General features: G+C 55.5%; 24 protein-coding genes. 8 read left to right on the top strand and 16 right to left on the bottom strand.

The genetic code is table 11. The annotated features are described in order from the left end of the window. Window positions 1-93 precede the first annotated feature (93 nt). Window positions 94-1,194 carry a class I SAM-dependent methyltransferase gene (locus RMR21_RS10345; RefSeq protein ID WP_498667939.1) on the bottom strand — a complete coding sequence of 367 codons (1,101 nt, stop codon included), beginning with the start codon at window positions 1,192-1,194 and terminating at the stop codon, window positions 94-96. A gap of 15 nt (window positions 1,195-1,209) precedes the next feature. Then, window positions 1,210-2,019, bottom strand: coding sequence for a prolipoprotein diacylglyceryl transferase (lgt, locus tag RMR21_RS10340; protein WP_498670131.1), 810 nt, complete (start codon window positions 2,017-2,019; stop codon window positions 1,210-1,212). 307 nt (window positions 2,020-2,326) lie between these two features. Here lgt and RMR21_RS10335 point away from each other — a divergent pair, with 307 nt between their 5' ends. From RMR21_RS10335 to RMR21_RS10320, 4 genes are all read left to right on the top strand, one after another. Beyond that, window positions 2,327-2,590 (top strand): accessory factor UbiK family protein, encoded by a 264-nt coding sequence (locus tag RMR21_RS10335; protein ID WP_045228687.1) that lies wholly within the window; start codon window positions 2,327-2,329, stop codon window positions 2,588-2,590. Window positions 2,591-3,041: 451 nt separating this feature from the next. Next, entirely contained in the window at window positions 3,042-3,542 is a 501-nt protein-coding gene (locus RMR21_RS10330) for a type III secretion system chaperone family protein (RefSeq protein ID WP_498667938.1), read from the top strand. Between the two features lie 4 nt (window positions 3,543-3,546). Then, window positions 3,547-4,365 (top strand): pyrroline-5-carboxylate reductase, encoded by an 819-nt coding sequence (proC, locus tag RMR21_RS10325; protein WP_498667937.1) that lies wholly within the window; start codon window positions 3,547-3,549, stop codon window positions 4,363-4,365. Next, a complete protein-coding gene (locus RMR21_RS10320) occupies window positions 4,362-4,703 on the top strand; it encodes a tRNA-binding protein (RefSeq protein ID WP_498667936.1) in 342 nt (113 codons plus the stop codon). Before proC ends, RMR21_RS10320 begins: the two co-directional genes overlap by 4 nt. A 20-nt stretch (window positions 4,704-4,723) precedes the next feature. Here RMR21_RS10320 and RMR21_RS10315 read toward each other — a convergent pair whose 3' ends face one another. The 4 genes from RMR21_RS10315 to RMR21_RS10300 form a co-directional block, all read right to left on the bottom strand. Continuing rightward, window positions 4,724-6,103: an ATP-binding protein gene (locus RMR21_RS10315; protein ID WP_498667935.1), complete on the bottom strand. Its 1,380-nt coding sequence runs from the start codon at window positions 6,101-6,103 to the stop codon at window positions 4,724-4,726. Between the two features lie 32 nt (window positions 6,104-6,135). Beyond that, complete coding sequence (locus tag RMR21_RS10310) at window positions 6,136-6,849, bottom strand: response regulator (RefSeq protein ID WP_174153616.1); 714 nt, start codon at window positions 6,847-6,849, stop codon at window positions 6,136-6,138. A gap of 2 nt (window positions 6,850-6,851) precedes the next feature. Beyond that, complete coding sequence (locus tag RMR21_RS10305) at window positions 6,852-7,379, bottom strand: MarR family winged helix-turn-helix transcriptional regulator (RefSeq protein WP_498667934.1); 528 nt, start codon at window positions 7,377-7,379, stop codon at window positions 6,852-6,854. 272 nt (window positions 7,380-7,651) lie between these two features. Next, window positions 7,652-8,251 carry a DUF1236 domain-containing protein gene (locus tag RMR21_RS10300; RefSeq protein ID WP_498667933.1) on the bottom strand — a complete coding sequence of 200 codons (600 nt, stop codon included), beginning with the start codon at window positions 8,249-8,251 and terminating at the stop codon, window positions 7,652-7,654. Between the two features lie 195 nt (window positions 8,252-8,446). On the opposite strand from RMR21_RS10300, the gene RMR21_RS10295 reads away from it, so the two are divergent. Beyond that, window positions 8,447-9,139 carry an MBL fold metallo-hydrolase gene (locus RMR21_RS10295; RefSeq protein ID WP_498667932.1) on the top strand — a complete coding sequence of 231 codons (693 nt, stop codon included), beginning with the start codon at window positions 8,447-8,449 and terminating at the stop codon, window positions 9,137-9,139. Window positions 9,140-9,229: 90 nt separating this feature from the next. Here the strand turns inward: RMR21_RS10295 and RMR21_RS10290 are convergent, their stop codons facing one another. The 4 genes from RMR21_RS10290 to RMR21_RS10275 all read right to left on the bottom strand — a co-directional run bounded on the left by RMR21_RS10290 (window position 9,230) and on the right by RMR21_RS10275 (window position 12,290). After that, a complete protein-coding gene (locus RMR21_RS10290; protein WP_042617292.1) occupies window positions 9,230-9,445 on the bottom strand; it encodes a cold-shock protein in 216 nt (71 codons plus the stop codon). A 437-nt stretch (window positions 9,446-9,882) separates the two neighbouring features. After that, entirely contained in the window at window positions 9,883-10,785 is a 903-nt protein-coding gene (locus tag RMR21_RS10285; RefSeq protein WP_498667931.1) for a DMT family transporter, read from the bottom strand. Between the two features lie 125 nt (window positions 10,786-10,910). After that, the gene (locus RMR21_RS10280; RefSeq protein WP_498667930.1) at window positions 10,911-11,219 is read right to left on the bottom strand and encodes a hypothetical protein; all 309 of its coding nucleotides are present in this window, start codon (window positions 11,217-11,219) and stop codon (window positions 10,911-10,913) included. Between the two features lie 171 nt (window positions 11,220-11,390). Then, window positions 11,391-12,290: an EAL domain-containing protein gene (locus tag RMR21_RS10275; RefSeq protein ID WP_498667929.1), complete on the bottom strand. Its 900-nt coding sequence runs from the start codon at window positions 12,288-12,290 to the stop codon at window positions 11,391-11,393. Between the two features lie 206 nt (window positions 12,291-12,496). Here RMR21_RS10275 and RMR21_RS10270 point away from each other — a divergent pair, with 206 nt between their 5' ends. After that, window positions 12,497-13,699 carry a pyridoxal phosphate-dependent aminotransferase gene (locus RMR21_RS10270; protein WP_498667928.1) on the top strand — a complete coding sequence of 401 codons (1,203 nt, stop codon included), beginning with the start codon at window positions 12,497-12,499 and terminating at the stop codon, window positions 13,697-13,699. Window positions 13,700-13,750: 51 nt separating this feature from the next. On the opposite strand, the gene RMR21_RS10265 is transcribed toward RMR21_RS10270, so the two are convergent. Next, entirely contained in the window at window positions 13,751-14,866 is a 1,116-nt protein-coding gene (locus RMR21_RS10265; RefSeq protein WP_498667927.1) for a calcium:cation antiporter, read from the bottom strand. A gap of 183 nt (window positions 14,867-15,049) precedes the next feature. Here RMR21_RS10265 and RMR21_RS10260 point away from each other — a divergent pair, with 183 nt between their 5' ends. Further along, a complete protein-coding gene (locus RMR21_RS10260) occupies window positions 15,050-15,298 on the top strand; it encodes a DUF2188 domain-containing protein (RefSeq protein ID WP_498667926.1) in 249 nt (82 codons plus the stop codon). Between the two features lie 95 nt (window positions 15,299-15,393). Here RMR21_RS10260 and RMR21_RS10255 read toward each other — a convergent pair whose 3' ends face one another. The 4 genes from RMR21_RS10255 to trxB all read right to left on the bottom strand — a co-directional run bounded on the left by RMR21_RS10255 (window position 15,394) and on the right by trxB (window position 19,326). Beyond that, window positions 15,394-16,506 (bottom strand): alkene reductase, encoded by a 1,113-nt coding sequence (locus RMR21_RS10255; protein ID WP_498667925.1) that lies wholly within the window; start codon window positions 16,504-16,506, stop codon window positions 15,394-15,396. Between the two features lie 47 nt (window positions 16,507-16,553). Continuing rightward, complete coding sequence (locus RMR21_RS10250; protein WP_498667924.1) at window positions 16,554-16,844, bottom strand: ArsR/SmtB family transcription factor; 291 nt, start codon at window positions 16,842-16,844, stop codon at window positions 16,554-16,556. Between the two features lie 587 nt (window positions 16,845-17,431). After that, window positions 17,432-18,328, bottom strand: a complete 897-nt coding sequence (locus RMR21_RS10245) for a LysR family transcriptional regulator VtlR (protein WP_045228700.1) — start codon at window positions 18,326-18,328, stop codon at window positions 17,432-17,434. Window positions 18,329-18,351: 23 nt separating this feature from the next. Continuing rightward, a complete protein-coding gene (gene trxB, locus RMR21_RS10240; RefSeq protein WP_498667923.1) occupies window positions 18,352-19,326 on the bottom strand; it encodes a thioredoxin-disulfide reductase in 975 nt (324 codons plus the stop codon). Window positions 19,327-19,570: 244 nt separating this feature from the next. On the opposite strand from trxB, the gene RMR21_RS10235 reads away from it, so the two are divergent. Beyond that, entirely contained in the window at window positions 19,571-20,038 is a 468-nt protein-coding gene (locus RMR21_RS10235; RefSeq protein ID WP_498667922.1) for an Lrp/AsnC family transcriptional regulator, read from the top strand. A 10-nt stretch (window positions 20,039-20,048) separates the two neighbouring features. On the opposite strand, the gene RMR21_RS10230 is transcribed toward RMR21_RS10235, so the two are convergent. Continuing rightward, a complete protein-coding gene (locus RMR21_RS10230) occupies window positions 20,049-21,005 on the bottom strand; it encodes a glycosyltransferase family 2 protein (protein WP_498670130.1) in 957 nt (318 codons plus the stop codon). Window positions 21,006-21,271: the final 266 nt, after the last annotated feature.

Below are 21,271 nucleotides of genomic sequence, written 5' to 3'. Positions count from 1 at the left end.
GTGTTTCCGGTAAAGCGCACCTTTTTTAAGGTGCAGACGGCAGATTCGACTGCTTCGAATTGTCCCGATGTTGGCCCAAGGCCGGTGACCCTGTCAATCCAGCGGGCGGAACGGCAGCAGATGAACCGGCGAGCCGGATACGGCAAGCACCTTGAAGAGTTCGCCCATCTTGCCTGCACCTTCGCCCGCCAGCCGGCTGACCGCCTCGGCGATATCGATTGCCTGATCCGGTTCAGCCTTCGCGGCCAACGCTTCTGCGCGTTCTCGCAAGCCCAGGCCGTACAGGAAGTCTCCTTGCGGCAGGCAGCCATTCACGTGGGCGCCATATTGTTCGGTGGTTTTCATAAGGCTTTCGAAATCGACATGACTGGTCAGATCGGCTTCGCCGGGATTGGCCAGGACGGGATCGTACTCGTGCATACGCAACGCCTGTAACGTATCGCCATAACCTGAAACGATGTAACCGTAGTCGATGATCAATGCCACGCCACCCTGGCTTTTTAGCCGCTGGGCAATAGCTGCCATCACAGCTTCACGCGCCGGCGAATATTCGAAAATCGTGCCAACAGGCTGACGCTCGGGTAGAGGCGGGAGGAGGCTGGGATCGATGCTGGCCAATCCGGCGGTGAAGATGAGCCCGTCGTCGGCATCCATCGCCACCACACGTTCACGAAAGCCCTGCGGCGTCTTGACGAACTGACGGATGGGGATGGCGTCGAACAATTCGTTGGCGGCAATCAGCAAAAAGCCGGGCGGCACGTCATCGAAGCTCTCGTGCCAGGCAATCTTGTCTCCGTGAATGGCAAGTGTGTGCTGCTGCGTTTCCGTTAATCGCGGGCTGGTTTCTACCAGATGCACAGTCATGCTTTCATAGAGCGGTGGCGCGATACGCTGGATGACGCGCAGCATATCGGCCATCATGGTGCCGCGTCCCGGACCAATCTCCACCAGTCGCACAGGGGCAAGCGTGCCGTGCCGCTGCCATGCATGAACGATGAAGACGCCGAGCATTTCCCCGAATAGCTGACTTATCTCGGGCGCGGTCACGAAATCGCCCGTGCGGCCGAAGGGTTGACGTGTCTTGTAGTAACCGTGCTCCGGGTCGGCCAGGCAAAGTGCGAAGAAATCGGTTACGCTCATCGGACCGTTGAGGCGTATGAGGGATTTGATGCGGCGTGCGAGCGGTGTCGGCATCGTGTTACCCGGTTCCTATGCTGGCGAGGCGCTGCGCGCCCGTAAAACTGCCCAGACGCCCAGAAGGAACATGGGTGTTGAAAGAACCATGCCCATCGTCAACCAGTTCCCGGCGAGATAGCCGATCTGCGCATCCGGCTCCCGGAAAAACTCCACGAAGATACGAGACAGCGCATAACCACAAACGAAAACGCCCGTGATTGTTCCGGGGTTCTTCAACGCCTTGAAGGCGTAAATCAGGATGGCAAGCACAATAAGGAGAATGATGCCTTCCAGTCCCGCTTCGTAAAGTTGGCTTGGATGGCGGGGGAAGGGGCCACCTGTGGGGAAAACGACTGCCCAAGGAACATCGGTCAGACGGCCCCACAATTCGCCGTTGATGAAGTTGGCGATACGACCGAAGAAGAGGCCGATCGGTGCGACCGCTGCGATGATGTCGAACATGCTCCAGACGGGAATACCGTTGCGCCTTGCAAACAGCACCATGGCGACGGTGGTTCCGATCAGCCCGCCATGGAAGGACATGCCACCGTTCCAGATTTGCAGGGCCCTGATCGGATTGTCGATAATGGCGCCCATATCGTAGAAGAGAATGTAGCCTATGCGCCCGCCTAGAACGATACCGGCTGCTGCCCAAACGATGAAATCATCAAGATGAACGGGCGTTACCGGCGACTTGCCGTGGGGCCATAAACGGTCTGACAGGCTCAACTGACGGGCATAGTACCAGCCCAGCATGATGCCGATCACATAGGCAATCCCGTACCAGTGAATTGGAAGCGGGCCAATGTGGATCGCCACCGGATCGATATCGGGAAACGGCATGATCGAGAACTGGGCCAGGGGTGCAAACAATTCGCTTATTCCATTGTCATTGAGTCGAAGTCAAAGAACTCTAGAGTGGTCTGGTTAACAGCCACATACCTCTTTCGCACTTTTCCCGGGCGCGAAAATGGCGACTGAAACAGGTATGGTCAAGGCGATTCTTAGGCGCAATCAAGGCCGCGTTTGAGGGCCTCCGCGTGGGGTAGCGACCTTATTTCGCTTGCAAGGCGACAGGTGAGTGCCTACCTGAGATCTATGACCCGGAAGAGCAACTGACCTTTCCAGAACCTGACGAGGATGCAGAACCATGACGACGACCGGAACCAACCGCATTTTTGATGAATTCGCAAAGCTGATGACGGACGCAGCAGGCGCAGCGCAGGGTATGCGTAAAGAGGTCGAATCCGCTTTTCATGCGCAGGCCGAGCGTTGGCTGAACAGCCTCGATTTGGTCAAGCGCGAGGAATTCGAAGCTGTGCGTGAAATGGCCATTCAGGCTCGCGACGAAAATGATGCGTTGCGGGCACGGATCGAGGCGCTCGAAGCGAAGTCCTCCACGACTGCTTCTTAAGCAATTTCACCGACGCTGATTCTGATGCCGGGCCTTCCCAAAGGTCCGGCATTTCTCGTTTTTGTCTCGTTTCGAAGCAGTTTGGGCCGGAGTGGGGATTCGACAGGCGCAAGCAAGCGATTTCATTCACTTTTTTTTAACGTCTGTGGAAACACCCAAAAAACACAATCGGCAGAGTCAGTTATGACTCACAACTGAGGTTTCGTAAGAGGAGATATACACAGTTCTGATTGCAAAAGCGGGGAGATGGGGGTGGCGCGGGGACTCGCTCGTTATACACTGATTTTCAATGATGATTCGAAACGAACTCCGTAAGCTTCAGACATGTTTACTGCGTAATTCTGACGGTGTCGGGCATCATCCATAAGTATTGTAACCCGGCATTTGCGTGTGCGTTTTTGTGCCTTTGCGTGCGAGACAAAACATTCATTTCCGGCTGAGAAGGTGCCGCATGAGCCTAGTGGAATTTGAAGTCGAGCGTCATACCAATCCGGTCGATATGATCGAGTTTGTTGCCGCGTCCAACGACTGGTCGTTTGAGCGCTCCGGCGAAGATGAGATCGCCATGACGGTCGAGGGCCGTTGGGCTGATTATCATGTCTCTTTCTCGTGGATGGAACAATACGAGGCGCTGCATCTGGCCTGCGCGTTCGACATCAAGATTGCCGACCACCGCGTCAACGAAGTCATTCGTCTGCTCGCGCATGTGAACGGGCAAACGCTGATGGGCCATTTCGATTTGTGGCGCCAGGAAGATGTCGTCATTTTCCGTCAATCTCTGCTTTTAGCAGGCGGTGCAGAGCCGACGAACCAGCAGGTAGAGGTGCTTCTCTCCAGTGCGCTTGAGGCCTGCGAGCAATATTTCCAGGCGTTCCAGTTCGTTGTATGGTCAGGCATGGAAGCCAAGTCGGCCATGGAAGCTGCGCTCTTCGAAACCGTCGGGGAAGCTTGATCGTATGATATCGCTTGCATCCGGTCCGCTCGTTCTCATCGGCGCTGGCAACATGGGCGGCGCGCTTCTTTCGGGCTGGCTGAAGAAGGGCGTGACGGGTTCCTCGATTTTTATCATTGATCCTGGCCCCTCGGACGCAATGAAGAGCGTTATCGCTGACGCCGGTGCGACGCATCTGACCGAAGCACCTGAGGGTCTCAGCGCCGGGATTTTGTTTCTGGCTATCAAGCCGCAGTTGATGGATGTTGTTTTGCCATCCTTGCGGCCGCTTATAGGGCCACAAACCGTCGTCGTGTCGATCGCAGCGGGTACGACACTTGCAGGCATTGAAGCCCATCTCGGCAAAAACGCGTCTATCCGCGCCATGCCGAATACGCCCGCCATGGTTGGCCGTGGCGTGACAGGGGCATACGCCAACACATCCGTCACCGAGCCGCAGCGTGCCCTTGTCGAGACATTGCTCAAGGTCAGCGGTCCTGTGGAGTGGGTCGAGACCGAAGGCGATATCGATGCGGTGACTGCGGTGTCCGGCAGTGGTCCGGCCTATGTTTTTTATCTCGTCGAATGCATGGCAGAGGCAGGTCGCAAACTCGGCCTGCCGGCGGACCTCGCCATGCGTCTTGCACGGGAAACCGTCGCGGGGGCTGGCGAATTGCTTCACCAGTCCCCCGAAGAGGCTTCGCGCCTGCGCAAGAACGTGACATCTCCCGGTGGTACGACCGCTGCGGCCCTATCGGTTTTGATGGCAGATGACGGTATGCAACCCTTGTTCGACAAGGCGATTGCCGAGGCATGCAAGCGTGCCAAAGAGCTGGCATTATGAGCGGAGACATCAGCTACGCTGATTTCGAGAAAGTCGATATCCGTGTCGGCACGATCATAGAGGTCGAGCCTTTTCCCGAAGCGCGCAAGCCTGCTTTCAAGCTTAAAATCGATTTCGGATCCGAGATCGGCGTCAAGAAATCATCCGCGCAGATCACTGTCCACTACACGCTGGAAAACCTCGTCGGACGCCAGGTCCTGGGTGTCGTCAACTTTCCACCCAGACAGATCGGCCCTTTCCGTTCCGAAGTTCTGACCCTCGGTTTTGCCGACAAGAACGGCGACATTGTTCTCGCAAGCGTCGAGCAGGTCGTTCCCAATGGCGAGAGGATGTGTTGAACCGCGTGCTGTTCTGACGGTCAGGCTGGAATTTTTACCATCACGCGCAAACCGCCCATAGGGCTGTCGTCAAGCGTCACGTCGCCGCCATGGCTGCGCGCGATATCGCGGACGATGGAAAGACCGAGCCCGGTTCCGGACGCGTTGAGGTTGCGGGCTTCGTCCAGTCGGTAAAACGGCTTGAATACGTCCTCCCGCGCCTCCGGCGGCACACCCGGTCCATCATCATCGAAAATCAGCGTAATCGATTTGGGCGCCTTTCGAATCTCGATGTCCAGCGTGTTGGCGTAACGTGCCGCATTGGCTGCCAGATTACCGATCAACCGAGAATAGGCGCCGGGTCTGACGTGAAGCTCTTCAACGCCGTGCAAGTCGTAATGAAGGGTTTTTCCCTGCATCTGGAAATCATTGCTCATCTTGTCGAGCAGAGGCCTGAGCTCGAGCGTGCCCACGCTTTCCTCCGTATCATCGCGCGCAAAGGCAAGGTATGCCTCCAGCATCGACTGCATGTCGTCCACGTCCTTGTCGAGGCCTTCCAGATCGGGATTATCGCTGGCAAGAGCAAGCTGAAGCTTGAAGCGGGTGAGGATGGTGCGAAGATCGTGACTGACACCGTTCAGCATGGCGGTGCGCTGCTCCATCTGTCGCTCGATCCGCTCTCGCATCAGGATGAAGGCGAGGCCGGCTCGGCGCACTTCATCTGCGCCTCTGGGTGAGTATGCGGTGATTTTCTGACCTCGACCAAAGCTTTCAGCGGCTTTGGCCAGCGCCAGAATGGGTCTGATCTGCCCGCGCAGAAATAGAATGGATATTCCAAGCAGCACCAGCGACGCACCTCCCATCCAGACAAGGAAGATATGGGTGTTTGAGGCGTATGCCTGGCTGCGACGTGTAAAGACGCGCAATGTCTTGTTGTCGAGCTGAATACGAATTTCGACCAGGGCACCATTCCCGAACGTATCCAGCCAGAACGGTCTGCCGATTTGCTCACGGATCTGATCGGCCAGAATGGTATCGAGAATCGAGAAAAAGGGCTGAGGTCGGGGTTCGGGCAAGGCAGACTTGGGTTCGATATAAACGCTCAGATCCAGCCGTTCGCGGGCAATGCGGATAACACGCTGATAATCGTCTTCCTCCGGGTCTGTCTGGATCAGTTCGATGATTGCAGCGATGTCTCGGGTCACAGCGGCAGACAGCCGTTCCGTCACGAGTTGCCAGTGACGCTCCATGAACACCGCAGCAACAACCACTTGGAGCAGGACCATGGGCAGGATGATGATGAGCAACGAGCGGGTGTAAAGGCCTGTCGGCAGCCAGTGACGAAGCCAGCGCGTGAAGAAGCGCCACGCACGGAAGGGTGCCGTGTTTCTCAAAGCAGTCACGAGCTTGAGGTTTGCCATTATTCCGCCTGTGCGATTCGGGGGGCGTCTGCTTAATCGACGCTGAGACGGTAGCCGATCCCGCGCACGGTCTGCAAGTAAACCGGGTTGGCAGGATCTTCTTCTATCTTTCGGCGAAGGCGGTTGATCTGCACGTCAATCGTGCGCTCTCCCACATCAGCGTCTGCATCCACCAGTTCGTGGCGAGGAATGGTCTCGCCCGCACGCAGGGCAAACAGCATCATGATGTCCTGTTCGCGGTCCGTCAGGCGAATGATCTCAGCCCCCCGTCGCAACTCCTTGCGCGGTACGGAGAAATTGTAGGGCCCGAAGATGATCTGCTCCACCTTCGGGGCATCGGGAGATGCGTTGCGTCGAAGGATGTTGTTGATGCGAAGAACCAGCTCTCGGGGATCGAAGGGCTTTGCCAGATAATCGTCCGCACCGGCCTCTAGGCCTGCGATACGTGAATCGGCTTCCGAGCGTGCGGTGAGCAGAATGACGGGTACGGATTTGTTTTCGTTGAGAGACCGGGTCAGCGACAGTCCATTTTCACCGGGCATCATGACATCGAGGATGAGGAGATCAAAACGGATGCCTTCCATTTTGCGGCGCGCTTCGGCTGCATCGGCAGCGGCTGTGATCCGATAGCCCTTTTCGCCGAGAAAGCGTTGGAGAAGAGCGCGGATGCGCGCATCGTCATCGACGATAAGAAGGTGAGGGGCGTCATCTTCGGCCAGTGGCTGCTTCGTCGTGCCATTCTGCATGATTACTCCTTTGCCTCCGTTGTCTGGTCGTTTGCAGCTGGCCTGTCCGTTACCGAATCACGCATCCGCGCCAGAAATTCTCTGACGGATGCACGTGCCTCCGGCTGCATCCCTTGCAGGGCGCGATCGATACGTCGGGATTGCGGATCGCTCAGAGCCAACGCCAGTTCACGCCCCGTCAATGTAGGATAGAGCCTGCGCTGCCGACGATCTTCCGGGCCTGCCATCTGGCGAATATAACCGTCATCGATCAATTGCTTTAGGACACGGGCCAAGCTCTGCTTGGTGATCTGCAACGTGTCCAGAAGATCGGCGACGGTCATGCCCGGGTTGCGGCACACGAAATAGACGACGCGGTGATGGGCTCTGCCATAGTCCAGTTTGGACAGGATGACATCCGGGTCGGACACGAAATCGCGATAGGCGAAAAAGAAAGCTTCGATCGTGTCGAAGTCGATCTTGCTGTCATCGACATGCGGAAGAGCTGGGTTTTGTTTGCCGGCAGTCTTTTTCATCGATTGGGCAGGCACTGTCGTTCCTTTTTACTGCAACCAAGCTTTCGCACCACCTAGCGCTGCGACCCCTTCACCCGCCCTGACACCACCTGCGAGGCACTGGTAAGATCGAGATGGCGGACACTAGCCCAAAAACAATGTCGCAGGGAGGACGTTTGCAATCATTTTCTGTTGCGTTCGATAATATGCTGATGAACCCATATCAACGCAATTGTGCATCCGTTTTCCATCAACGCAAAAAGAGCGCGGTGTGACCGCGCTCTTCTGGTTGGTGCTGGTGACGAACATTATTCGTAAACGTAGACGATCCGACGCGTGCTCGGCTCGACCAGGACGGCGCGGTCGTTGACGCGAACATAACGATATTCGTAGTCTGGAATATTGGTCAGGCGCGCATCGGCCGGGACCATGCCACCAATCGCAACATCGCCGTCTATGGAGACGACTTCACCGGGGTGAGCGTCGATATAGGTCATGACCTGCTCTGGCGGATCAACTTCTCCGACGCGACCAAGGTTTGGATCACCTGGGTTTGGCTCGGCCTGAACATCCGATGTTTTCTGGTAGGTCACAACGGGGACGTTCACTTCGGAGCGACGCTCGCGCAGGATGACGGGTGCGCCCTCGTACATAACGTTCAGATAGTCGGCGTTGGCCCAACCGCGCACGCCGTTGACTTCGATCCGGCACCATTCGCTGCCGTCCATGCAGCCATCAAGCACAGCCTCACTGCCGCGTGTTGCAAGACCCACTTCAGGATAGTCTTCGCCTGGACCGGACCGCACGGAAACGTCTGATGCGGTGGTTGCGACCATGGCCGCATTCGCATATCCGGCCAGCAGCGCAAACGCACCACCGGCGATCATGACTTTAAACTTGTTGTTCATATGTCTCACTCCTTTGAAGACTGGGGCATGAACGCACGAGTTACGGGTCTGTTCCCATTTCCGTGATTGCTAAAGTTGTGCTTTGGATGGCGCCATCCGCCCGTTTGTCAGCGATGATAGACGTGCGAGTTTGATTGTGCCGTGGAGTTTGTCCGTTTATAGACAGCCGTTGTTTTCGAAGAAAAGGATGAAATCATGGGTAAGTTACAGGCGGGCATTATTCCCGTAACGCCGTTCCAACAGAACTGCACGATCCTTTTCGACGAAGACACAAAGGAAGGCGTGATTGTCGATCCCGGCGGCGATGTGGATGTCATTATCCAGACGGTGACCGAAAACGGCGTGATGCTGAAAGAAATATGGCTGACGCACGGTCATCTCGATCATGCCGGGGGGGCCAAGGACTTGAAGGAGAAGCTTTCGCTGCCGATCATAGGTCCGCACGAAGATGACAGACCGCTTCTCGAGCGTATCGAAGTCCAGGCGCAGACCTATGGAATTTCCGGCCTCCGGAACGTGCTTTCAGACAGGTGGCTGAATGACGGCGATGTGGTCTCATTCGGTGAGCACCATTTCGAAGTTCTGCATTGCCCGGGTCATGCGCCAGGCCATGTGATCTATTACAATCGTGCTCAGGCCTTCGCGCATGTCGGTGACGTCCTGTTCTCAGGGTCGATCGGCCGTACCGATCTTCCGGGCGGCAATCACGAGCAATTGCTGGCATCCATCCGCGACAAGGTTCTGCCTCTAGGCGATGACGTCGGCTTCATTTGTGGCCATGGTCCAGGCGGGCGGATTGGCGAAGAGCGCAGGACGAACCCCTATCTGCAGGGGATTTACGCTGGTCAAAAAGGTGCTGGGCAGGAAGAGAAAACCAAGCCTGCGTGATCGGCTTTCAGGCTTAGGTATCTGTGCACCGCCGCATAAAAAAACCCGGCATTCCTGCCGGGCTTCAACGAGAAAAGAATGCCGTCAGGGTCAGCCATCAATCTGCAGATTGACTGCCTTCGGTCCCTTGCCACGACGATCCGGTTCAGTGTCGAAGCTCACTTTCTGGTTTTCTGATAGTGCGGACAGGCCGGAAGCCTGTACGGCAGAGATGTGAACAAAAATATCGGCGCCACCATTGTCTGGCTTGATGAAGCCGAAGCCCTTGTCGGTATTGAAGAATTTAACGGTGCCAGTCTCGGCCATGCATCAGGTCCTTTTCGCTCCGCCCGTGTTCAGCTCCAGGCAGCATTACAGTTTTGCCCGTGAGGGCGTACGGCAGGCAGTTTTGTTGAGAAAATGGACCTTGCGTGGAAAGCTTTGTTTGACGTTCTGATCAACGTTATTTTGTCCCCGCCGCTCGGAGTTTTATGTCCCCGAAGCATTTGTTTTATAGGCCTTCCCATGCTCGCAACTTGCCCGAACCCCAACAGATTGCTGTGTTTATTTAAAATTGGCAAGCAAAAGTTTTTAGACCTGCGGAGGCCTCGCAGCGGCTGTGAAAGCGGCTAACGGCAGGACTGGCAGAATTTTTCTCGTGCTTTCGATGTTCAGAAAAGAAAACATCGCGGCCTGTGGAATTTCACGTCTAATTTCGCGTGCTGGCAGTCAATTCTGTTGCCATATAAATGTTTGGAGAATGTTTATGTTTCAGCGATGACACGGTTGTCTCGCCGCTTGAAAACTTCCGGCACCAATTCTACCAGCAGTATAGCAGCGAAAATGATGGCGCAGCCGATATATCCGATGGCCGGGATTGTTTCATTCAGAAAAATCGTGGCAAACAACGCGCCGAACAAGGCTTCTGACGACAGAAAAATGGCCGCTTGCGGTGCAGTCGTGTAGCGCTGCCCGATAACCTGAAGCACGAAGGCAAGGCCTGACGAGACAAGTCCTACGTAGAGAATTTCCCGTATCGATGCCTCAATGGCTGCGTAGTTGATGGGCTCAATAAAGATGCCGATCAGCATGCTAAGGATGGCGCAGACGGCAAACTGCGTGCATGAGAGTGCAAGCGGACGATTGCTCTGCATGACAAAGCGTCCCGCGAGCGTAATTTGGATGGCCCAGAAAACCGCGCAGATGATGCTCAGCGTGTCGCCTGTCGTCAGCCGCGTCATGCCGCCGCCTGACAGAAGGAAGATGCCGCACAGCATCATCAGCGCGCCCGGCCAAACGATCCAGTGTGGATTGCGGCGGTAGACGACGACGGCGATGACCGGAACGAAGATGACGTAGAGCGCTGTCAAAAAGCTGGAATTGGTGACGGTGGTGGTCAGCAGGCCGATCTGCTGAGTAATGGCGCCCAAAAACAATGCGACACCGACAAGCATGAATGTCTTTGTTTCAGCAAAGCTGGGCTGCGATCCCATCCGTCGGCTTTCCATCATGGCAAAAGGCAGGACGGCGAGAGCCGCGATGGCGAAGCGAAGTCCGACGAACCAGAAAGGCCCGATGCTGGCCATGGCGGTCGACTGCGCGACGAAGCCTCCACCCCAGATCGCTGCAGCGAGCAAGAGAACGAGGTTGGCTTGAATGCGCGTCATGGAACCACCAGAGGTAAAGCACACGCAATCGCGCGTGGTCTCGAATGCGAATTTCGAGACGCTCTAGCAGCTTGGTATGGCAAGGGCAAGAACAGCAACCCTGAGAGACAGGACCTGTTCTCGTGTCAGTGACGACGGTGGCGCCACGATGTTTCGCGAATGCTGTTGAAGGTCACAATCAGTCCGCCAACTGCCATGGTGACGAAGCCCGCGATCACCAGCCCGATGACGAGAATTCGATCCGAAGCCTTGGAAATGGGCGCCGAGGCAATGGCCGAAGTCTTGATATAATCGATATCGGCGGCATGCGATGTGGTGGCCAATCCTGCCGCCATAGTGATGATGACGATCACGGCAGCCAGCGCCATCCACAGCGAGAAAAGGGCGCGCTGCGTTCTCAGTCGGGCATCCGAATTCCGATTATTGAGAAGCATTGTCCCGGTCCTTTGCACGTTTGCAGTGCCGATATTGAAAGAGCGTGGCACAGTTCTGCGCGACATGCTTAAAAGAGCTTTTGAAATGGACGCCAAGTGGACCGAAATCAGACAGTTCGGCGCATTTATTGAGGCGATATCAAGGCATCGGTTAACACGATGTTAACGCCGTCAAATTCCACGTTTTCCGAAGGTTCTAACCGGTTTCGCCGCTGGTGCTGCGCGCCCGGCATTAAGGCGTGTTTCATGTTCCGGCTGGAGGCGAGGCGGGCCGAAAGCTTCAGGAAAACGCTCGTTGAAGGTGGTGGGTGCCAGCTCAGGTCTTGCAAGTGCATAGCCCTGCATCAGCGCCACGCCAAGGTCCACGCAAAGCTCGATTTCCCTTTCATCCTCCAGGGCCTCGAACACCGGTTCGATATTTTCCTTCGCGAATTGCTTGACAATATAGCGAAGGAGGGCGGCACCGGCGGAATTGCGCATGAACTGCCGTGCCCAGGCCGCTTCGAATTTCACATAGTCAGGCTTCATCAACTTGACGCGCTCGATGTCGGAAACGCCCGCGCCAAAATCTGCGATGGCAACACGAAAGCCCATGGCACGCATGTGGTCGGCAAAATCCGAGACGAGCGTGGTATCGGCATTCTTCTCGGCAATCTCGCAGACAATACGGTCCGGGGTCATGCCCGCTTCATGCGCGGACAGGCGCATGCGCTCGACTTCCTGGCGCATCTTGCTCGGGGTGCGAAACAGGCCTGGATGGAAGTTGACGAAGATCCGCGTACGTGACCGCTCTAGCGCGCCGGTGTTGAGAATATGGATGGTGCGTAGAATGCTGTCGATCGCCTCGATGTCATCACCAGGGACCTGACGAAACAACTGTGCTGGCGGGATGAGTTCTGAACCTTGATAGGGCCGCACGAGACCTTCGAAGGAATCGATGTCGAGGCGTCCATTGGAGAGGCGGCGGAAGATGGGTTGGAGCGCAGATTTCAGGGTGAACCCGCCATAGGTCGTAGACCAGGAGCCGTCGGATTCTCGCATCAGATTTGCAAAAATGCTTTTTGGTGCCACGGCGTTCTGTCCGGGAAATCATGTCTACGGGGCACCATAACACACAAAGCGTTACGGGCTAGTTAAGCGATGTTTAAAGTACGCTGATGGTAATGTTTTCATGGCATGTGCCCTTGAAACCCGGTACGTCTTTCGACATACCACTTTGCGCAGAAGGCGACAGTCGCAAGCTTCTGCCGATGTCAATTTCAACAGGACCGATAAAAATGGCCTTCCTTGCCGACATTCTCTCCCGCGTAAAGCCCTCCGCCACCATCGCCGTTTCCCAAAAAGCCCGTGAGTTGCAGGCTCAGGGTCGTGATGTGATTGGCCTCGGTGCAGGCGAGCCGGATTTCGATACGCCCGACAACATCAAGGAAGCCGCGATTGCCGCTATCAATGCTGGCAAAACGAAATACACGCCTGTTTCGGGCATTCCCGAGTTGCGCAAAGCGATTGCCGAAAAGTTCAAGCGCGAAAATGGTCTGGACTACAAGCCCGAGCAGACGATTGTCGGGACGGGTGGAAAGCAGATTCTTTTCAACGCCTTCATGGCGACGCTTAACCCTGGCGACGAAGTTGTTATTCCAACACCTTACTGGGTCAGCTACCCGGAAATGGTATCGATCTGCGGTGGTACGCCGGTTTTCGTTCACACCACGCTGGAAGGCAACTTCAAGCTGACGGCGGCGGAGCTGGAAAAGGCGATCACACCGAAGACCAAGTGGTTCCTCTTCAACTCGCCATCCAACCCTTCCGGTGCTGCCTACAGCCACGACGAGTTGAAGGCGCTGACGGATGTGTTGGTAAAGCACCCGCATGTCTGGGTTTTGACAGACGACATGTATGAGCATCTGACCTATGGTGACTTCAAGTTCGTCACGCCGGTGGAAGTGGAGCCTTCGCTCTATGACCGCACGTTGACCATGAACGGCGTTTCCAAGGCCTATGCGATGACCGGCTGGCGTATTGGTTATGCGGCTGGCCCGTTGCAGCTGATCAAGGCCATGGATATGATCCAGGGCCAGCAGACCTCCGGTGCGACATCCATCGCGCAATGGGCGGCTGTGGAAGCGCTGAACGGTACGCAGGACTTCATCCCGGCCAACAAGAAAATCTTCGAAGGCCGCCGTGATCTGGTTGTTTCGATGCTGAACCAGGCCAAGGGCATCACTTGCCCGATGCCGGAGGGTGCGTTCTACGTCTACCCGTCCTGCGCCGGCCTGATCGGCAAGACCGCGCCATCCGGCAAGGTTATCGAGACGGATGAGGATTTCGTGACCGAGCTTTTGGAAACGGAAGGCGTTGCAGTGGTTCATGGCTCAGCCTTCGGTCTCGGCCCCAACTTCCGCATCTCCTATGCGACATCTGAAAAGTTGCTGGAAGAGGCTTGTAACCGGATTCAGCGCTTTTGCGCAAACTGCCGTTAAGCATCGATCGAATTAGGAGAAAGCCCGGCAGCGATGTCGGGCTTTTTTGTTTCACAGCCCCAGAAACAGCAGCATCATAAACGTTGCAAAGAGAATGAAGTGGGTCATGCCCTCGATGGCATTCGTTTCGCCGTCGTTGAGGTTGATCGCGGCGACGATGAGGGTGATGAAAACCATGACGGTCTGCACCGGCGTCATCGCCATGATGAAGGGCTGGCCGGTGTACAGCGCAATGCCTTCCATAACCGGCACCGTCAGAATGACCGTGGAAAGCGAAGCGCCCATGGCGATGTTGACGACAGATTGCATGCGGTTGCGCAATGCCGAGCGCATTGCGGTCATGATTTCAGGCGCGGCCGAAATGGTCGCAACCACAACCGCCATCAGTGCGGGTGGCGCGCCGCTTCCTTCCAGGCCGTGGCTGAGGAAAGCCGACATGAATTCCGCCAGCACACCGATGATGACGACGCCCGCGAGAATGATTGCAATCGAATAGGATGCCGGACCGTCTTCGTCCTCTTCTTCAGCCTCTGCCTGTTGTTCTGCTGCGGTCTTTTTCCGTTCGGTGCGCGGATATCGATAGCTGAAAAAGTAGCTGTGAGGACCGACCTGCATTTTCAGGAACAGCGCATAAAGCGCAATCATGGCGCCGATGGTGAACATGGAATAAAAATGCCATTTCGCATCGGGAATGAATTCCGGCACGATCATCGATATGCCCATGGCGGTCAGGATCATCACGCCGTATGTGCGGGCGGAATCGTCGTTATAGGGCTGCTCGCCGTGGCGAAGGCCGCCAAGAAGGGCTGCGATACCGAGAATACCGTTGATGTCGATCATCACCGCCGAGTAGATCGTATCGCGCACGAGCGTGGGAGAGGTCGATTCGCTCATGATGATGGCGAGGATCAGAACTTCTACGGCCACCGCCGACAGTGTCAGGATCATCGTCCCGTATGGATCGCCAACTTTGGCGGCGAGGATTTCCGCATGGTGCGCAACCCGCATGGAAACGAGGATAATCACCCCGATGAGCGCTGCCGCAATGACAAAGGACAGCGCCTTGCTGCCATCCAGAAATGCGTGCTCTGCAAAATACGCGGCAATGGCGCAGGGGACTGCGGCAAGCAGCATGCGCTCTTGTTTCAGCGCTGTGGCGACTGACATGGTTGCCCTTCCGTATTACTATCTGATGGGTGGGCGATGCGCCGTAATAGGCAGGTTTGCACATTTGGCATTTTGGTAGGATAGTGGTTGAAGGACATGGCGACAAAGCCGCACTCTGGTCCTTCAATGCACGGTTGCGGCAAAGGTTGCCACTGGCCTTCAATGTATCTGGAGGAAGTGTACATGACCAAAGTTGTATATGAAGTTGTGGAGCATGACGGCGGCTGGGCTTACCGGATGAACGGGGCCTATTCCGAAGCCTTTCCCACGCATTCGGATGCCGTGGAAGCCGCTCGCATCGCGGCTGCGGAACAGCAGGTTGGCGGCGAGGACGAGGAAATCTACTATCAGGATGAGCGCGGTCGCTGGCATATCGAACACAGCCAAGGCGGTGACAGGCCGGAAGCCGAAGTGGTTGATACCTTGCCCTAGGGAGCTTCGTTTTAACGAGGAAGCGCCCTAACTGAGAGCGGCAAATAAAAGAAGCGCCGCGCCCTTAGGTGAAGGACGCAGCGCTGGTTCTCAGTTTAGCCGAGGGCAGGGTAGTCGGTGTAGCCTTCTGCGCCACCACCATAGAATGTCTGCTGGTTCGGCTCGTTTAGCGGAGCATCGTCTTTCAGGCGCTTGACCAGGTCCGGATTGGCGATGAATGCCTTGCCGAACGCGATGGCATCAGCCTTGCCGCTTTCTGTGGCTGCGAGAGCGCTTTCGCGGTCGTAACCATTGTTGGCAATCCAGAGACCCTTGCCACCTGCATCGCTGTAAGTGGCCTTCAGCGCGGCGTAGTCGAATGGCTTGTCTCCCTGTTTGAAGTCACGAGGACCACCAGTTGCCCCTTCGATCACGTGGATGAAGGCGAGACCACGGCTTCCGAGTTCCTTGACCACATATTCAAACAGCGGCTGCGGGTTGTCCTCGTAAATGTCGTTTGCTGGTGTTACCGGAGAAAGGCGGATGCCTGTGCGACCAGCGCCGATTTCCTTGGCAACAGTATCGACCACTTCAAGCAGGAAGCGTGCTCGGTTTTCGATCGAGCCGCCATAGTCGTCCGTGCGCTGATTGGTGCCAGTCTTCAGAAACTGGTCGATAAGATACCCGTTGGCCGCATGGATTTCGACGCCATCAAACCCAGCGTCGAGCGCTGCGCGTGCACCGGTGCGGAAGTCATCAAGAATAAGGGGGATTTCATTAAGGCCGATTTCCCGTGGTTCGGACGTGTCTGCAAAGCCCCCGGTGCCGTCATCATTGATGATATAGGTCTTTGACTTCGCCTTGATCGGGGAGGGAGCGACCGGTTGGCCACCATGCGGCTGAAGTGATGTGTGGGAAATACGGCCTACATGCCAGATTTGAGCAACGATTTTGCCGCCCGCCTTGTGCACCACGTCGGTGACCTGCCTCCAGCCATCGACCGCTTCCTGCTTGTAAAGACCGGGGACGTCTGCGTAACCCTGTCCCTGCTGAGAAACCGGGGTTCCCTCTGTTACGATCAAGCCAGCGCCTGCACGCTGCTCGTAATAGGTCGCGTTGAGATTGTTGGGAATGGCACCTGGTGAACGGTTACGCGTCAGTGGGGCCATTACGACACGGTTTGCAAGTGCGATATCGCCTGCCTGTGCAGGCTCGAACAGTTTTGTCATGGGATCGTGCTTTCTCTTCTGGTTGATAGAGAGCGCCTGAACGGCACCTAAAGCTTCTGGTTCAGATAGGTCAGAAAAGTCGTGATGTTTTCTTCGTCGCGCTCATAGAGGTTCCATTGCCCAACCTTGCGCGACCGTATCAATCCTGCTGCCTGCAAGGCTGCGAGGTGGGAGGATACCGTCGATTGGGACAGGCCGCTGATCTCAAACTGATGAGCGCACACCCCCATGGTGAAAGGATGTGCCTGGTTGAAATGCCGTTCCGGCTCTTTCAGCCATTCGAGGAATTTCAGCCGCATGGGATGTGCAATGGCCTTCAAGGCGTCTTCGTGGTTCATCTCGTTTCCGTGTATCTATCCATACCGATATTTATATCGACAAAACTCGATATCAAGGGCCGTACTTCTTTTAATTCGGCTGGGCAAAAAAAAGGCCGCTGGATTTCTCCGCGGCCTGACAGTTTGAAGGTTAAAACCTCCAGAGGGGAACAGCTGCCCGACACAAAAAGCATCTGCAGCAGCTGACTTCAATATGGAAAGTGAAGGGGCCGACAACAAGGTCTATTCATGTCGTAAATGGCTTGTTTTGCAGAAAATTATTGCAGGTAAAAAAAGAGGGCCACCGGATTGCTCCAGGGCCCTTATAAGTGTGAAGGTTAAATAACCTCCAGAGGGGAACAGCTGACGCGGCGGAACTGGGAGGAAAAGCCGCCGTGTGCATCAGCTGTGTGCGATATGGTGCTTTTTTGGGCAGCATTCAACTCTTTTTTGTGCACAACAGCCTTGCGTCCCACGCATCACTCTCATTCACTGTCATATTTATTTCGCAAATCGATGAGTGAAACCGGCTGCTTTCTGCAAAAGTCGATTCTAATAATGTCATGATTTCAAACGGTTTTAAGCTTATTTTTTGATTCTCGCCGAAATCAGAAATTCCAGTTGCGAGCCTTTGCGACAACGAAATCCCGGAAGACTTTCAGTTTCGCGGCATTCTTGAGTTCGTCCGGGTAGCAGAAATAGGTATCGAACGATGGAATATCTGCGGGTAGAGACAGCTGGATGAGGCCCGGGTCACGCCCGACGATATAGTCCGGTAGGCAGGCAATACCGATTCCCAGCAGGCAGGCTCGTTTGATTGATGTCTGGCTGTTGATCTGCAAATGCGCAATGCGTGTGTTGTCGGACGAGCGACCGGCATTTTCCAGCCAGTTGACATCCAGAAGATAGTTCGGCGCCGGTTCGCCAAAGGAGATGATCTTGTGGGTATCCAGATCCTCGATCGACTGCGGCTCTCCATAGCGGTTGATGTAGGAGGGCGCTGCATAGACGTGCATGTGCACCGTAAACAGCTTGCGCTGAATGAGATCCGATTGCTGCGGCTGACGCAGACGAATGGCACAGTCGGCGTGGCGCATGTTCACATCCAGTTCCTCATTGTCGAGGATGAGCTGGATCGACATCTCGGGGTAAAGCTGAAGAAATTCCTGCACCTTGTCCGTCAGCCATCCCTGACCGAGGCCAACAGTGGTGGTGACACGCAGCTTGCCGCTGGGTTTTTCTGTCGTTTCCGTCAACTGCATCTTGACGGTTTCGAGCTTCAGCAGAACGTCATGTGCTGTTCTATAGAGTAATTCACCCTGTTCAGTGAGGATAAGCCCGCGTGCGTGACGGTGAAACAGTTTGACGCCGACATCCTGCTCCAGCGCGCTGACTTGGCGGCTGATGGCCGATTGGGACAGATGCAGCTTGTCTGCGGCGTGTGTGAAAGAGCCTGCTTCGGCTGCAGCATGAAATATGCGCAGTTTGTCCCAGTCCAATGGCATAGGCATGCGGGTTGTACCCTTTCTTATTCAGCAGCAACCGCAAGCGGGGCTTGCGCTGCGAGGAATCGTTCCGCTTCTAGGGCGGCCATGCAGCCCATGCCAGCGGCGGTAATGGCCTGCCGGTATGTGTCATCCGTCACGTCACCGGCGGCAAATATGCCGTCGACGTTCGTGGCCGTCGAATCGGGTGCCGTCCACATATAGCCGTTCGGCTTCAGTTTCAGCTTATCCTTGAAGAGTTCGACCGCAGGCGCATGGCCAATGGCAACGAACACGCCATGGACGGGCATCTCTGTGATCTCACCTGTCTTCGTGTTGCGAATACGGGCACCTGTCACCGATGGCGGCATTGGGTGCTTGGCCGGGGTGCCGGTGATTTCGGCAATCTCGCTGTTCCAGACGATGTTGACGTTTGCCTTCGCGAAAATGCGTTCCTGAAGGATTTTCTCGGATCGGAAGCTGTCGCGACGGTGAACCACCGTCACGGTCTTGGCGATGTTGGAGAGATAGAGCGCCTCTTCCACGGCGGAGTTGCCACCTCCGACGACGATCACGTCCCTGTTGCGATAGAAGAAGCCGTCGCAGGTCGCGCAGGCGGAAACGCCGAATCCCTGAAATTGCTGTTCGCTTTCGATGCCGAGCCACTTGGCCTTGGCACCGGTGGAGATGATCAGCGTATCAGCTGTCCAAACTGCGCCGGAATCGGTCTTGACCGTGAACGGGCGGCGGGTGGTCTCTACCTCTGTTACCAGATCGTTGACGATCTGTGCACCCACATGCGTCGCCTGCTTCAACATCTGGTCCATCAGCCATGGACCCTGGATCGGGTCCGCATAGCCTGGATAATTTTCCACATCGGTGGTGATCATCAACTGCCCACCCTGTTCCATACCGGCAATCAGCACGGGCTCCAGCATGGCGCGGGCTGCGTAAATTGCAGCCGTGTAACCAGCGGGGCCGGAGCCGATGATCAAAACCTTGGCGTGGCGGGCAGACATGGAGCGTTCCTTTCAAAACAGGGGATTGGGAGTTGGGAGCCGATGTGATCGCTCAACCACGTTACACCCCTTCAATGCTTGGTATTTAAGAGGGTCCAGTGCAGATATTCAAGGGCAGCCTTGCGTTACCAACAGGGCATAAGGCTGTGAACACGCAATTTTGTGTCGCGACGTTGAAGGATTATTGCGAATCCCGTCGTGAAGAGTAGAAGGAAGCATTCCAGATCACTCAAGGAAGAGCATAGTGGCAAGCGTTGAACTTGATGCCATCGATCTAAAAATACTGCGCGAATTACAGCTTGACGGACGCATGACAAATGTCGACCTTGCAGACCGCGTCGGCATTTCCGCGCCCCCATGTCTGCGGCGGGTGCGCAAGCTGGAAGACGCTGGTATCATCGAAGGATACCATGCCATGCTGAACGCGCCCAAACTCGGCTTCGATCTCGTGGCGTTCTGCATGGTAGGCCTGAAGCGGCAATCCGAAGCCAACCTCAAAGCCTTCGCTGCCGTGACCGAGCGATGGTCACTGGTCCGTCAAGCCTGGATGGTCTCCGGTGACAGCGATTTCCTGCTTCACTGCGTGGCCGAAAACCTCACCCAGTTTCAGGATTTCGTCATCGAAGTGCTGACGGCCGACGAGCATGTGGATACCGTCAGGACCATGCTGACGATAAGGCAGGTGAAGAGGGCAGGGCTTGTTGGCGTGTAGGCACGTTGACCTACTCCCAGTCTATGGGCGTCATAAAACCTAGATCGACGAGTTGTTTTGAGCTTATGAACCGCGTCGAGACGTTTTCATCATAAAGGTCGATGGCACCCTTTTGCTCGATTTCCTCCAGAAGCTTCACATAGTGCGCCGAGCCGCCGAAGTGCTGTTTTTCGCGAACGGCTTCCGCGATCTTGTCCTTATAATCCACGAAAAACTTGAAGTGTAACAGAACGCCCCAAGTTTCCGGGAAGTTGCGGCCATATGGTAGAGGCCTGTGAGGACTGCTGCCGAAATAGCAGCTTTCGTCCCAATAAATGACGGGGTATTTCATCAATTCGTTTTCTTCGCCAAACCTGCGGTTGCGCGGGCCGCCCTTGATACTCACGCCACGCTTCTCGATTGTTAGATCGTAGCCCTCCACATCCAAATGGTCCGAAATCTGCCATGGTTGGGCGTCAGGGTTGTAATCGCCGGCAGCAAGATCGCTGTACATATCCAGCATTGGCGCAGCCAGACGTTTGTCGCCCGCAGCTTCCAATGCTTTTATCAAATCGGAAATTGAGTGGGTCTCGCTGTCTGCGAAGATCAGAAACTCATCGGAATCGACGTTTACGTACCATTTGTCTTTGCCATAAATGTCGAATAGTTGCTCACGCCATTGCCGTCCGCGTCTCGCTTCAGAGTAGCGAATTGGCGACGTCCAGAGGTCGACATCGGGTTGGTCCAGCAGGAATTCCCGGGTGCCATCGGTGGAAGCGTCATCCACAACGATGAAGCGAGATACTCCGAGCGACCTGTAGTGATCGAGGAACTTGGAAATCAAATGAATGTCGTTGTGGCATATGACGACGACATCACAGCCACTGTCGCTCAGACGGGTGCTTTGCTTTGCCAGATCCATTGGCACCTTTTGACGAGATCTTTTTTCTCTGGCAGCAATTCGCCAGGTTTCGTATGTCGTTTTCAACGTGTCGACAAAGCTTCGGGCGGGAATTTCAGTAAGTTTTGGAAAGTATGGCATTCGATGATCTCGGAAGGAAAGAGCGAACGGCGTCATTTGCTATCCGCTGTTTCGCCTGTAAACCAGACGTTCTATCCGGTCGCATTTGATGATGTTGTGTTAAATCTCGCTGCGCAACATTTTTGCAAAAAACATTAGGCCGATGAGGCCCGAAGTTCTGCGAGAGAGGTTTCTTCACCGAATTTCGCTCACTTTTTACCAGCGTTTAGCAC

This window comes from Agrobacterium sp. rho-8.1, from assembly GCF_033957725.1.
GTDB lineage: Bacteria > Pseudomonadota > Alphaproteobacteria > Rhizobiales > Rhizobiaceae > Agrobacterium.
This window is presented reverse-complemented; position numbering and strand designations above follow the sequence as displayed.

Excerpts from the sequence above, each read along its gene's own strand:
- RMR21_RS10345 (WP_498667939.1), bottom strand. The coding sequence starts at position 1,194 with ATGCCGACACCGCTCGCACGCCGCATCAAATCCCTCATACGCCTCAAC.
- lgt (WP_498670131.1), bottom strand. The coding sequence starts at position 2,019 with ATGCCGTTTCCCGATATCGATCCGGTGGCGATCCACATTGGCCCGCTT.
- RMR21_RS10335 (WP_045228687.1), top strand. The coding sequence starts at position 2,327 with ATGACGACGACCGGAACCAACCGCATTTTTGATGAATTCGCAAAGCTG.
- RMR21_RS10330 (WP_498667938.1), top strand. The coding sequence starts at position 3,042 with ATGAGCCTAGTGGAATTTGAAGTCGAGCGTCATACCAATCCGGTCGAT.
- proC (WP_498667937.1), top strand. The coding sequence starts at position 3,547 with ATGATATCGCTTGCATCCGGTCCGCTCGTTCTCATCGGCGCTGGCAAC.
- RMR21_RS10320 (WP_498667936.1), top strand. The coding sequence starts at position 4,362 with ATGAGCGGAGACATCAGCTACGCTGATTTCGAGAAAGTCGATATCCGT.
- RMR21_RS10315 (WP_498667935.1), bottom strand. The coding sequence starts at position 6,103 with ATGGCAAACCTCAAGCTCGTGACTGCTTTGAGAAACACGGCACCCTTC.
- RMR21_RS10310 (WP_174153616.1), bottom strand. The coding sequence starts at position 6,849 with ATGCAGAATGGCACGACGAAGCAGCCACTGGCCGAAGATGACGCCCCT.
- RMR21_RS10300 (WP_498667933.1), bottom strand. The coding sequence starts at position 8,251 with ATGAACAACAAGTTTAAAGTCATGATCGCCGGTGGTGCGTTTGCGCTG.
- RMR21_RS10295 (WP_498667932.1), top strand. The coding sequence starts at position 8,447 with ATGGGTAAGTTACAGGCGGGCATTATTCCCGTAACGCCGTTCCAACAG.
- RMR21_RS10290 (WP_042617292.1), bottom strand. The coding sequence starts at position 9,445 with ATGGCCGAGACTGGCACCGTTAAATTCTTCAATACCGACAAGGGCTTC.
- RMR21_RS10285 (WP_498667931.1), bottom strand. The coding sequence starts at position 10,785 with ATGACGCGCATTCAAGCCAACCTCGTTCTCTTGCTCGCTGCAGCGATC.
- RMR21_RS10280 (WP_498667930.1), bottom strand. The coding sequence starts at position 11,219 with ATGCTTCTCAATAATCGGAATTCGGATGCCCGACTGAGAACGCAGCGC.
- RMR21_RS10270 (WP_498667928.1), top strand. The coding sequence starts at position 12,497 with ATGGCCTTCCTTGCCGACATTCTCTCCCGCGTAAAGCCCTCCGCCACC.
- RMR21_RS10265 (WP_498667927.1), bottom strand. The coding sequence starts at position 14,866 with ATGTCAGTCGCCACAGCGCTGAAACAAGAGCGCATGCTGCTTGCCGCA.
- RMR21_RS10260 (WP_498667926.1), top strand. The coding sequence starts at position 15,050 with ATGACCAAAGTTGTATATGAAGTTGTGGAGCATGACGGCGGCTGGGCT.
- RMR21_RS10255 (WP_498667925.1), bottom strand. The coding sequence starts at position 16,506 with ATGACAAAACTGTTCGAGCCTGCACAGGCAGGCGATATCGCACTTGCA.
- RMR21_RS10250 (WP_498667924.1), bottom strand. The coding sequence starts at position 16,844 with ATGAACCACGAAGACGCCTTGAAGGCCATTGCACATCCCATGCGGCTG.
- RMR21_RS10245 (WP_045228700.1), bottom strand. The coding sequence starts at position 18,328 with ATGCCATTGGACTGGGACAAACTGCGCATATTTCATGCTGCAGCCGAA.
- trxB (WP_498667923.1), bottom strand. The coding sequence starts at position 19,326 with ATGTCTGCCCGCCACGCCAAGGTTTTGATCATCGGCTCCGGCCCCGCT.